Annotated in this window: 4 protein-coding genes; 1 reads left to right on the top strand and 3 read right to left on the bottom strand. The window is 59.3% G+C overall.

Features of this window, described 5'->3' with window-relative positions; genetic code table 11:
• Positions 1-44: 44 nt before the first annotated feature.
• The gene (gene fhuE / locus M8318_RS03575) at positions 45-2213 is read right to left on the bottom strand and encodes a ferric-rhodotorulic acid/ferric-coprogen receptor FhuE (RefSeq protein ID WP_262660960.1); all 2169 of its coding nucleotides are present in this window, start codon (positions 2211-2213) and stop codon (positions 45-47) included.
• Between the two features lie 471 nt (positions 2214-2684).
• Between fhuE and M8318_RS03570 the strand changes: the two genes are divergently transcribed.
• The gene (locus M8318_RS03570; protein ID WP_262660959.1) at positions 2685-3158 is read left to right on the top strand and encodes a hypothetical protein; all 474 of its coding nucleotides are present in this window, start codon (positions 2685-2687) and stop codon (positions 3156-3158) included.
• Positions 3159-3498: 340 nt separating this feature from the next.
• Here M8318_RS03570 and M8318_RS03565 read toward each other — a convergent pair whose 3' ends face one another.
• Together M8318_RS03565 and M8318_RS03560 are read right to left on the bottom strand one after the other, a co-directional pair.
• Positions 3499-6219 carry a sulfotransferase gene (locus M8318_RS03565; protein WP_262660958.1) on the bottom strand — a complete coding sequence of 907 codons (2721 nt, stop codon included), beginning with the start codon at positions 6217-6219 and terminating at the stop codon, positions 3499-3501.
• On the bottom strand, positions 6216-13278 hold a 7063-nt coding region (locus tag M8318_RS03560; RefSeq protein ID WP_262660957.1), incomplete at its 5' end, for a beta strand repeat-containing protein. The genes M8318_RS03560 and M8318_RS03565, both read right to left, overlap by 4 nt.

Below are 13278 nucleotides of genomic sequence, written 5' to 3'. Positions count from 1 at the left end.
CCCTGATTTTCGGTCTCAGAGGCATACGAATAGATGTTCAAAAATCAGAATGTGTAACTCATGCTGACCGAGGCGCTACGCGGTTCGCCGTAAACTGCCGAGTTATCCAGGTAGGCGTAATACTCCCGGTCGAACAGGTTGCTGATGTTCGCCTGCACCGCCAGCTGTTTAGTCAACTGATACTGCGCGAACAGATCGACCAGCGGGTAGCCTCCCTGATACAAGCGCTGGGTCTCACCATCCGGGCCTGAGACATCCTTATAAACACGGTTCTGCCAGTTAACGCCGCCGCCCACGGTGAGCTCAGGAAGCACCGGCACCCGATAGCGGCTGAAGAGCTTCAACTGCGTCTGCGGAGCGAAGCTATTAAAGCGCCCATCAGAATCGCTGGCGACGTACCGGGTGGCGCTGAAGGTCAGTTGCAGATTGTCGGTGACGGCGCCGTTCACTTCAAATTCAGCCCCTTTACTCACCGCCCCTTTTGTCGCGCGATAAGCCTGCTCACTGGAGCCATTCACAAACTCGCCGCTGATGGCTTGCGCCGCATTTTCCTGTTCAATACGGAATAGAGCGATGTTAGTGGTCAGGCGACCATCCACCCAGTCGGCCTTAAGACCGCTTTCATAGTTTTTGCCAGTCACCGGCGACAACCATGCTCCCTCTTTGGTCCGTTTCGTCTGTGGTGCGAAAATAGAGGTGTAGCTCGCATAAGCGGAAAGCGTGTCGTTAATATCGTAAACAAGCCCGCCATAAGGCGTGGTGTTGTACTTGCGCATATTACCGCTGCTACCGTCAGAGCTGTACTGGGTATAGCGAGCCCCGACAATCAGTGACAGCGGATCGGCCAGCGAAAAACGCACTGCCGTGTAGGCCGATTTTTGCCTGACAATATCATCTGCATTTCGGTACCAGTCACCCCACTCAGGTTCCGCTACACTGCCGTCCCAGTTATTGTTAAATATGCCGATTTGGTTGCTGTCCAGCGGGCCATCTTTACTGAACGTCGCATTATGCTGTCGGCTGTAGCTGGCTCCTGCCATGAGCTGATGCTGACGCCCGAGTAGTTCGAATGGACCACTGGCGTAAGAGTCGAAGGAATCCACGGTGCGCTTGCCACGATCCTTACTGCCCCAGCCGGTAGTTCCTTCCCCGGTACTGGCATCCGGATTGCCCATAATGTAGAGCAAGGTATCGTTAAAGGTTTGTTCGCCATGCGTACCGTTTAAGCGGAAAGACCAGCCGTTATCCCAGTTGTGCGTCAGGTCAGCGAATACCTTACGCGACTGGACGGCGTAACCGGTCCAGTTCGCCGACGTATTGACGTTGCGATCGTAATGGGTGCGAGTTCCGTCACTGTACAGGCTGGGTAATCCTCCCCAGGTCGGGTTAGCTGTGTTCGTTTGTTGATAATCCCACCCCAGTGAGGCGGTGGTATTTTCTGTGAGATCGCCTTCGAGGACGCCATAGAGAAATTTCTTGCGCTTACCATATCGATCCAGCCAGCTGTCCTGGTCCTGATAACCCGCCACCACGCGTCCACGCAGGCTGCCGTCTGAATTTAGCGGGGCAGAAACATCACCCACGTAGCGTTGTTTATTCCAGCTACCGTAGCTGGCACTCACACTGCCGGTGACGATTTTGCTGTCGGCGCGTTTGCGCACCATATTTACCGTGGCACCGGGATCGCCTGCCCCCGTCATCAGTCCAGTCGCACCGCGTACGACTTCGATGCGGTCATAAATTGCCGTATCTTCCGCGGCATCACCGTAGTTCCAGGCATCCCCCATGGACGTGGGAATTTCATCGTAAGAGAAATTGGTAATGCCAAAGCCGCGGGAAAAATAACTGGAGCGTTCGCTGTCGACCTGCTGGGATGAGATACCGGTGGCGTTGGTTAATACCTCATCGACCGTTTGCAAATCCTGGTCCTGAATACGCTGTCGTGTCACTACGCTAACGGATTGCGGAATGTCACGCGGCGCCATCAGCATTTTCGTCCCGGCACGGGTCGTTTTCACGGTGTAATCCTGCTGCGTATCCCCGCCTCCACTCCCCTCACCGTTCACCACGATTTCCTGCTCACTGGTGTCCTGCGCCGCATGAACAGGCGAGAGCACGGCATTCATTGCCAGCGCCAGCAGTGAAAGAGAAAACGGTTTACGCAACGCCGCTGCGGGCGATGTCCCACGGATATCCTTGCCAGAAGTTGTCATTATTTAACCTGTTGAATGTTGTTGTTTTATGTAATGCAGTCACTTTAATAGGAATGCTAATGATAATTATTTGCTTTATTATATGCAGGTGGTTTTGTCAATGAAATGTAAGTAAATGTATATTTATCGTGATTCAGCACAATGGTGTACTCCCCGGCGGCAAACGCGGTATATGTCGCGAGCGCGCAGGGTTATAAGGACGTCAATGGTTGCGTGCTTTATCAGCTGGACTTAACAACGCTCGCCACGAAAGGTGAACCCCCACCCACTCCGTATTTCACTCAATTAAAAAAATAGCCATCCTGGTACGGATGGCTACTCTTTAAATATCTCGAGCAGTAATAAGTCACTAAAAATAAAACGCGTTGGAATGATGGGGACGTGTGGATGCACTCATTAAGCAAATCGTGGCTGGTTGACACCTCAAAAGCTTAAGGAATACAAAAACTTTATTTATCCGGGAGATAACTGATGAAAATTACCGATTTTGTTTATTCCGCCCTGATTGGTCTTGTCGCCAGCTGCCGTTCCATGACGCCGATGGCGGCCATTGCTGCAGCACGCCTTAGTGGGCGCGACACCTCGGGCAAGCTCTTGCTGCTGGACCGTCCGCTATTCAAATTTGGCGCATTAGCGATGGGTGCAGGTGAACTGTTTGGCGACAAGATGAAGTCAGCGCCAGACCGCACCGTCTTTTTGGGTTTGTCCGCACGCGTGGCCAGCGCAGGGATTGCGGGTGCCGCGCTGGCACCCAGAGGAGAAGAAAAAATCGGGGCCGCTATCGCCATCTCTGCCGCGGTGCCAATGGCCTATGTCACGCTTGCGGCACGCAAAAAAGCGATGGCAGAGATAGGGCAGACCCGAAGTGGCCTGATTGAAGACACGCTTATCGTCGCCCTTGGGGCAGCGGTGGTCTTCCTGGCAACGCGCCCAGACCGGAATTAAATGTCTCCTGACAGGGAGTGTGTACCTGACTTCTAAGCACTTTTACCCAGGAGCGAACATCGTTAACATAGTTAGCAATCGTCACCGCATTCGCATCCTCTACGGCCATTGCGCTAGCGAACATTCCACATTTGTCGATACGACGCGTTGCAAAGCCTTTTGCAGCCAGGCCTTCAGCAAGAAGTGGGTAAGGCGATGCATTCACACCAGGCGGGTTGTTTCCATCCCGATCGGTCGGCCCGAAGCCCGGAACGATTAGAACAACAGCGGTTATCGCCTGACTGATACCGCCAACGTGTATGGCCCGTTTAGAGGTTTGCGGGCCTCCTTGCCCGCTAAATTAAAACGGTGCCGTCGCGGAGGTGCGAATGGAATAGCCCAGAGGAAGTGCATCATCCTGGTCAATATCTATTACGCTCATCACTCTGTCATCCATACCGACGTGACGCCCCCTTAACATCTGTGCTTTTTCCGGTTGCTCCGCTAATTCGTATGCCTGCGCCAGATCGCGTCGCCAGTTGACATTCCATGGGCAGGCCTGGTGTCCCTTTTCCATGTGCGCAATGCCATCAGCCAGATGCCCTTTACGCACGCAAATCAGGCCCACCATGAAATGCGCGGTCGCGTGTTCGGGCACGTGGTGCAGCAGGCGCCTGAAGAGCATTTCGGCTTCATCAAGCTTCCCCTGACGATAGTGGGCAATGCCATCGGTCTGCATGCCGGGTACGGGCAAGCTCACCATTTCGATAGGTTCATGCACGATCTTCGCGTTAGTCCCCGCAATCAGCGGCGATAGAAAGTCCGCGTAACGTCGCCAGCGTTCACGTGCAGTCTGATAGATAGGCTGACGCACCTGCCACACGCTGGCTGTCTTGACCGGTCTGTTCAGCTCAGAGGTGTCGAGCACCTGCGGCTCCCATTGCACGCCCACGTATTCCAGCATGCGACGCGCCTCGCGCTCCGGCTCAGAGACCACGTCTTCATAGCGCACCTCAAGAATGTCGCCAGGGAACAGCTGGTTCCAGTGGTGCATCATAAGGTTGTGGTCGGCCAGTTGTTCGCCAATCCACCGCAGGTCATAGGCGAAGCCCATCCCGCCGTGCCTGGCCGCGTAGTCGGTGAAGTAATTGGAGATAGCGATGTCGCGAGGGTCGCGTCGCACTGAGATTATCCGCGCGTTCGGGAACAGCAGCTTGATAAGACCAATGTTCTCGAAATTGTGTGGCAGCTTGTCCACCACATGCCGGACTTCAGACGCATTTTCGGGCAAGGTTTCCCGCAGCTCCTTAAGCAGGCTGGCGGTGATACCCGCCACGACATCGGCCGACAGATCGTCCACACAATCCGGGTAATGACGTCCTGAACCCGTATGACGTTCCCAGCGTTCCAGCCGGGCGATCGTACTGGGGATCACCCCCAGTTCGCCCGCGCCGTGGATTTGGCTGTGTCCCGCCAGGATCTGTTCGACAAGCGTGGTCCCGGAACGCGGCATACCCAGTACGAACACCGGCAGCGTTGAATCGTTGCCGATGCCGACACGGTGTTCGTAGAGCGAACGGCTGAACGCGTGACGGATACGCGCGCTGCCCTGCCGGTGCGAAACCGGGTCGTAGCGCAGAAGTGCGCGGCTGGCCGCATTGGCGTCATTGGCCAGGGTGAAGGCTATGGTGTAGTCCTTGCGCTTTTCCCAGGCCGCAGCCAGTTGCAGCAGCAATCCAGGCTGCACCGGGCCGGACAGGCCAGGCCGTCGGGCCAGGGTTTCCAGGCGAATCAACGTTTCGTCGTCTTGCGGAAAACGTCGGGCGTTAATCAGTGCCGCATGACCGCGTGCCGGGTCGACAGCCAACACCTGCTCGAACAACCCGACCGCCTCGTCGATGCGCCCCAGTTGCATATACAGCTGCCCCAGCCCCTGCAGGGCGGGTACCAGGTGCGGATACGCTTGCAGTACCTCGAGGTATCGCGCCTCAGCCCCACTGTAGTGCTGCTCCTGCGCATCTGCCCCGGCGAGTGCCACTTGCGCCTGGGCCAGCCACTGGCCGATCTGCCCGGCGTCCATAGCGGGTGATGGCGTCAGCGCCCCGGCCTCCTCGATAGCCTGTTCAGCCATCTGACGCGCCAGCGCCGGATGTCCCTGAGTGGCGACGCTGGCCAGCTTCAGGCGCAAAGGCAGCGTCTTGTTTTGCTGCTGTCCGGCCAGATGGATGGCACGGTGCAGCAATGAGATAGCCTGAGGCAGACGCCCCTGTAACTCCGCCAGTTCAGCCTGCTGTTGATACAGGTCCGGCTGTTCCGGGTAATACCGCAGACCACGGCGCAGCGCATCCTCGGCCTGGGCATGGCGTCCACGCTCGGCCAGACGCTGAGCATAGCCGGTCAGCAGGCCGCAATAATCGTCCTCAGCCAGTTCAGCATGGCGTGACTCCAGCCAGGTTTCAGCGCGGGCGTTGTCGTCACGGGCCAGCCACAGCTCCAGGCGCAGGCCGCGCAGCTGTTGGTCGTGCAGAGCCGCCTGCGGTGCAGGCCAGTGCTCCCGTTCGCCTGCCCAGAAGAGGTCGGCGGCGGCCAGCGTCTCCTCGGCCTGCGGCAAATTCTCCCGTTGCAGATGGAGACGCAGCAGTTGCTGATAAACGTCCACGTCGGGTTGCAGGCGCAGACTGCATTCATACAGGGGGATAGCCTCCTCCCCCCGCTGACGCTGCACATAACAGGCAGCCAGACGCGCCAGCAAAAGCGCGTGGTCTGGCGCCTCTGTGCGGGTGGCTTCCAGCAGCGCCTGCGCCGCGTCACATTCCCCAAGCAGCAGGTGTACGGCGGCCAGGTCGACACGAGCGTCGACCTCCAGTGCCGCCGGGACCAGCCCCGCCAGCGCCTGGCGGACCGCCTCTGGCTGGCCCAGATGGGCCTGGGCCAGATGGGCCTGGGCCAGATGGGCCTGGGCCAGAGCCAACAGCACCTGTTCTGCCGGTGAAATCACCGGCAGGCTATAACAGGCCTCATGCAGCGCGTCGAACTCCCGCATGTCGACCAGACGGCGTAGCAACGTCAGAGAACCTGTCATGGCAGCGCCAGCCCTTGTGAGGTGAGGAGGCCAGCAGGCATCGCCGGCAGATACGCCTGAGCAAACGAATTGTCCTCATTCGGGTTTTGGGCCCATGAGCCGGTCCAGAGATCCGCGCTATAACCACCACGATAGAATTGGCCGTTAGCATCAACACCGGCGGCGTTATAAGCAGAAAACGAAGTAGAGAACCCCGCCAACCAGTTAACGGCATTGCCACCGTGATTCATATTCATCACGGGATCGCCATACTGTCCCCGAACATCACTGCCCGTGCCCACCAGCACAATCTTGTCGTCCTGGCTCAGATTCTGCGCCCCCGACCACATCTCGTTGCTGTCCAGCCCAGCCAGCGAACCGTAATTGCTGTTGACCTGGATATAGATGGTGTACGCGGTATTGGCATCAAAGACGCGCCCGTTGTGATCGGAGCTTTGGCCCGTCGTCAGGTCGAATACCACAATGGACGGATCCCCCATCCCGGCGGAAACGGTCGTGAAATTCAGCCCCGTCGAGGTGCTGATCCCGGCATAGTCATTGCCTGCCGTATCGTGCAGCGCTGTGCTGTCGATCTGGACGTGGTAGTTTGCGCCTGCCGCCAGATCCGTTGTCGGGTTCACCGTCACCGTGTTGCCGCTGATGCTGACCTGCGAACTGTCGGTGATGTCGATAACCTTATTCAGACTGCTGTTGCTCTCGTTGACGAGGGTGATATGGCCGCTGCCGGCCTGCACATCCTCGCTGAAGGTCAGCGTGAGATTCGCGCCCGTGGCAACGCTGCCGCCGTTGTCCTGCGGCGTGCTGCTGGTGAGCATCGGCGCAGTGTTGTCTACCGTCAGGCCGGTGCTGTCCGCCGCAGTCGCCATGCCGTGGTTCGCCGTGGTGACCGTGACGGCGACGTTGCGACTGTCTACGTGGTTAATGGCACCGGCGGTGAGGGTGTATTGCGCCGTGTATTTCCCATCGCCCGCGATGGCATCCCCGTGGGTGCCATCGTCCCAGGCGGTCGTCGGCGTGCTGGCACCAAACTGGCTGAAATCCATGGTGACGCTGGTTACAGCGCTGGTGTTGGCGTCGCCGCTGGCGGAGTTGTCCCACACGGCGGTAACGGTGTCGCCGACCTTGTAGGTACTGCCGTCTGCGCCACCTGGCATGGAGGTGATGGCGATATGGGCATCGGTCACTGTCGGTGCCACAGGCGCATTCAGGCCGATCTGGTAGATATCACCCACTGCGTAGCCAGTCTTGCCATCATCGAGTGGATCGGTATCAAACAGGACAGAATAAGTGATGTCATAGCCGCCCGCACCGTCGGAGACGATCCGCGGGTTATACAACTGCCCGCCCTGAGGCACCGTGATACCGCTGTCGGTCACGTCACTGGTCAGCTCGCCGGTGGTTTTGGAGATGGTGACCTGGCTCAAGCCGCCGTTACCGTCAGGGAACACAAACACCAGATCCGTGCCATTGTCATAAGCCGTGGCCGATCCCGCCAGATAGCCGTTGATGTACCACGCCAACCCGGTATGGGTCTCTGTGTCCATCGCGCCAACGTCCACAGCGTGATAGCTCTGGGTCCCCATGTTATAGACGGGATTGCTCTGGACGTTGGTGGTGATCAGCGTGCCGTTGTTGTTGTAGAGCGTGACCTCCCAGACCGGGGAACGGTATTCCTGGCTAAAGACCGCAAAACCGCCGTCGAACGCAATGACGTTGGTCGGAGAGCCCTGCCCGTCATTCCAGTTAACGCGTTGCCAGGTGGTGTCGCCGTCGAAATTGGCCAGCGTGCCGTTTTCATCGAGCTTGAAGATGAAAGCACCGAGAGGCGTGCTGGTCGCCGACTGACCCGGCGTGCCGATCCAGTCGTAGACCTCGGAGGCCAGGACATAGCTGCCATCGCTCAGTGCGGTCAGTACACCTGGCGTCAGCTGGAATTTCATCAACTGGACTGCCGGAGGAGCGACGCCGCCGAAGTTTTGAGTTGCGCTGTTGCCACCGATCAGGGTCTGCGCGCCCTGGGTGAAGCTGGATCCGCTGCCGTTATAGTGGAAGACAGAGACGGCCTCCTGCTGGTCGGTCCCGGGGCCGTATGTCTGGTAAGCGATCGCGAAATCACCGCCATTCGCGCTGCTCTGCGCGGCAATGGTGACGCCTTGGCCAGGTGACGCCAGTGTGTCGCTGGATTGCAGGTTGCCATTGTTGTCATAGATAGCGTAGTGGACGCTATGGTCAGTCCAGCTAAGGGCCTCCACCTGCGACCAGGCCACGACGAAGCCGCCGTTGGCGAGCGCCTTGATCTGCGTATCCTGCATGGTGTAGCCGGCGGGAACGCTGATGTCCAGGGTCTTGACGACGTTGTTGTTCGCGTCCAGCACCCTGACGACGCCGTCGTACAGCGCGCCGGTCGGTTCGCCGGTAAGATTGTCGCCGCCGATCTGTCGCATGTACTCCATGACCGTGTAGCCGTTACTCAGCTTCTCCAGGCCGACGTTGACCGTCATCTGGGTGGCGGTGTCGGTGGTACTGCCCGAGACCATCGCGCTGCCATCAAGGTTGTTACCGACTGCCACCTCAACGGTAACGGTCTGGCTGCTGTGGTTGCCCGCCGCATCGGTGGCGGTCACGACCAGGTTATAACTGCCAGCCACGGCGGCGCTGTTCAGGGTGACGACGCCGGTGGTGGCGTTGATGTCGAACCAGCCGAGGCTGTCCTGATCCAGGCTGTAGGTGACGGCGTTGGCATCGCTGGCGTTGGCGTCGTACACCTGGGTGCCCGCCGCTGCGCCGCTGGTGAGGGTGGTGCCGGTAGCAGTCGCGCCGCCTGCAATAACAGGTGCGGAGTTATCCACGATCACGCTGCTGCCGGAGATAGCGGAGACATTGCCAGACGCGTCCACGGCGTAAGCGTGGTAAGTGCCGTCGACAAGGCCAGTCAGCGCCAGCGTAGAGCCGGTATTAGCCGTGACGGTAACGCTGTTCACCAGATTGTCGGCAGCACTGGTCAGGCTGTTCAGATCCGTCACCGTCACGCTGTCGCTGACCAGATATACCGTGCCAGTTTCGGTGCTCTGCACGCTGACCGTCTCGCTGCTGTTCTCCACGCCATCCGCGTCACGGATAAGCGTGGCGGTCGGCGGCGTGGTGTCGACGACGTTATAGGTAACGGTCTGCGTGGTCTGATTACCGGCGGCATCGGTGGCGGTGACAATGAATTGCGCACCGCTGGCCTTGGCTGGGCTGGAGATCAGCGTTACGACGCCGGTGCTGGCGTTGATGCGGAAGTGCTGGGTGTCGTTCAGGCTGTAGGTGACCCCGTGCGCGTCGGTGGCGGCAGCGGTGTAGACCGTGTCGCCAGCGACGGTGCTGTCCGTAATGTCGGCGGCGGTGGCCGCGCTGGTGAAGACAGGGTCGACGTTATCCACCATCACGCTGCTGCCGGAAATGACCGACAGATTGCCTGCCGCATCAACAGCCCAGGCATGGTAGGTACCGTCAGCGAGGTTGGCTGCGGAGATCGCTGCAAGGGTATTGGCGGTAACGACAGTGCTGGCCCACTGGTCGCTGGCCGCGCCGGTAATGTCGCTAAGCTGACTGACCACCACTGTGTCGTTGACCAGATAGACGGTGCCGCTTTCGCTGCTTTGCACGGTCGCGTGGCCATCATGGTTCAGCACGACGAGGTTTTCGTAGGTGCTGCCGTCGGCGTTAAATTTCTGCACATACAGGTTGAAGTTAAAAATACCGTTGGCAGGATTGAAAGCGTACCAGGTCACCATGTATTCGCCGTCTGCACCGACGGCGGTGACTTGTGGGTATTGGTCAATCGCGCCGCCGGACGCTTCCAGACGCACGATATCGCCTACCGCGACACCGCTGGCATTGAATTTCTGCACATAGATGTCCGGGCTCGAGCCGCTATTACCCATCCAGGTGACGACGTAGCCGCCATCACCCAGCGCCGTGATGCGCGGGTTTTCGTCGTAGTTATTGCTCGTATTGTTATGCGGTGCATCCAGTTGCACGACAGCGCCCACTTTGCTGCCACCCGCAGTGAACTGCTGCACATAGACAGAGTAATCCCAGGAGCCGTTGGTGGTGTCGTATTCCATCCAGGTGATGGCGTAGCCACCGTCGGCCAGCGCGGCAACATACGGATAGGTATAGTTGCCACCGTTACTGCCGTTGCTCAAGCCGTCCAGTTCGACGGGGGTGCCGACTATAGCGCCAGTAGCATCGAACTGCTGCACCCAGGTGCTGCTGTCGTAATTCGAGCTGTTGTAGTCGAAGCCCGACCAGGTGACGACATAGCCGCCGCCAGTCAGCGCCGTGATCTGCGGCTGGGTTTCGTAGCTGGAACTGTTTCCGGTGGTGCCATCCAGCACCACCGGGGGGGAACCGGTGCCGGTAGCGTCGAACTGCTGCACGTAGATGTGGTAATCGCCGGAGGTATACCCCTGCCAGGCCACCACGTAGCCGCCGTTGTCCAGCACGGTGATCTGCGGGCTGGCATTGCTATAAGAGCCAGGCACCACCAGTGGCACGGTGTTGCCCACGGTGACACCGGCGTCGTCAAAGCGCTGCACGTACACGCCGTCGCTGCCGCTGGTGTACCAGGTCACGATATAGCCGCCATCGGCCAGCGTCGCGATCTGCGGGGCGATGTCCTGCGCAGAAGCGTACCCATCCAGTTTGACGGCTGCGGACAGGGAGATGCCGTCAACGTTGAACAACTGCGTATAGATGCTGGTGTCGTTGCTGCCATCGTTCTGGCCGATCCAGGCCACGGCGTAAGCCCCGGCATCATTAATGGCTGTCACGCTGACAACACTGTCTGACCAGTTGTAGAACGAGTTGGTCGCACCTGATGCGAGCTGTACGGCATCACCCAGCGCCACACCCTGAGCGCTGAGGCGCTGCGCATAGATCCCGTAGCTGCCATTGTTGTTGCCTGCCCATGTCACCAGGAAGCTGCCGTCACCCAGCGCGGTGGTGTCAAAACCGTTGGGGTAAGTGGAGTAGGTCGCCGGGCTTAACATGACTGGCCCCGACGAGCTGCCGTCGAGGGTGACAGTCGGTGCGATTTCGTCCACATCGGTGACATTGACGGTAAGGGTCTGCGTGGTTGCGTGACCCGCGGCGTCAGTGGCAACGACGTTGAAGGTGTATTGCGGCACGTGGGTGCCTTCATAGTCGGGGCTGGTATTAAAGGTGACCGCACCCGTTGCAGCGTCGATAGTGAAATACTGGGCGTCTGCGCGACCAGGCTCGTCAGCCAGGCTATAGGTGACATGCTCGCCACCGTCGGCGGCGTCATTGTCAAAGGCCTGTGCGGTATAGATGGCGGTGCTGGCGGCGGTATTCTCAGCAACGCTCACCGTGGCGCTGGCATAGCTGTCGCTGCTGTTGCCGGTGGTGAAGCTCGGGGCCTGCTCATCAACGTTGTTGATGCCCAAGGTGACCGTCCGGTCGCTGGCATTGCCGGCCGCATCGGTGGCGACAACGGTAAAACTGTAGCTGGCTTTGTTTTCAAAATCCGGGTTGCCGGTCAGGGTGACCGCGCCGGTGATCGGATCAATCGTCAGATCCGCGTCGCCGCCCGCTTTCAGTGAGAAGGTAACGCCGTTGCTGATATCGCCGGTGTCGGTCGCCGTGGCGGTGTAAATCACCTGCCCGGCACCGCTGTTTTCGTTGATTGCGGTAGCGGTGGTGCCGCTGGTGATGGTCGGGGCAACTTCATCGAGGTTGTTGATCCCCAGGGTCACCTTCTGGCTGCTGGCATTGCCCGCCGCATCGGTGGCCACCACGGTGAAGCTGTAGCTGGCTTTGCTCTCAAAATTCGGGTTGCCGGTCAGGGTGACCGCGCCGGTGGTTGCATCAATAGTCAGGTCCGCGTCGCTGCCCGCTTTCAGTGAGAAGGTAACGCCGTTGCTGATATCGCCGGTGTCGGTGGCCGTGGCGGTGTAAATCACCTGCCCGGCACCGCTGTTTTCGTTAATTGCGGTAGCGGTGGTGCCGCTGGTGATGGTCGGGGCGACCTCATCGAGGTTGTTGATCCCGAGTGTAACAACCTGGTCGCTGGCATTACCGGCCGCATCGGTGGCGACAACGGTGAAGCTGTAGCTGGCTTTGTTCTCAAAGTCCGGGTTACCGATCAGGGTGACCGCACCGGTGTTCGCATCAATAGTCAGGCCCGCATCGCTGCCCGCTTTCAGGGAGAAGGTGACGCCGTTGCTGATATCGCCGGTATCGGTGGCCGTGGCGGTGTAGATCACCTGCCCTGCGCCGCTGTTTTCGTTAATCGCCGTGGCCGTCGCGCCGCTGGTGATCGTCGGCGCAACTTCATCGAGGTTGTTGATCCCCAGGGTCACCTTCTGGCTGCTGGCATTGCCCGCCGCATCGGTGGCCACCACGGTGAAGCTGTAGCTGGCTTTGTTCTCAAAGTCCGGGTTGCCGATCAGGGTGACCGCGCCGGTGGTGGCATCAATAGTCAGGCCCGCGTCGCTGCCCGCTTTCAGCGAGAAGGTAACGCCCCCGCTGATATCCGCCGTATCGGTCGCGGTGGCGGTGTAGATCACCTGCCCCGCGCCGCTGTTTTCGTTAATCGCGGTAGCGGTGGTGCCGCTGGTGATGGTTGGGGCGACTTCATCGAGGTTGTTGATACCCAGCGTCACCGTCCGGCTGCTGTGGTTGCCGGCCGCATCGGTGGCGACAACGGTGAAGCTGTAGCTGGCTTTGCTCTCATAATCCGGGTTGCCGGTCAGGATGACCGCGCCAGTGATCGGATCAATCGTCAGATCCGCGTCGCTGCCCGCTTTCAGGGAGAAGGTGACGCCGTTGCTGATGTCGCCGGTGTCGGTGGCCGTGGCGGTGTAGATCACCTGACCGGCACCGCTGTTTTCGTTGATTGTCGGGGCGGTTGTACCGCTGGTGATCGTCGGGGCGACCTCATCGAGGTTGTTGATCCCGAGTGTAACAACCTGGTCGCTGGCATTACCGGCCGCATCGGTGGCGACAACGGTGAAGCTGTAGCTGGCTTTGTTCTCAAAGTCCGGGTTACCG

This window comes from Leclercia tamurae, from assembly GCF_025566055.1.
Lineage (GTDB): Bacteria > Pseudomonadota > Gammaproteobacteria > Enterobacterales > Enterobacteriaceae > Enterobacter > Enterobacter tamurae.
This window is presented reverse-complemented; position numbering and strand designations above follow the sequence as displayed.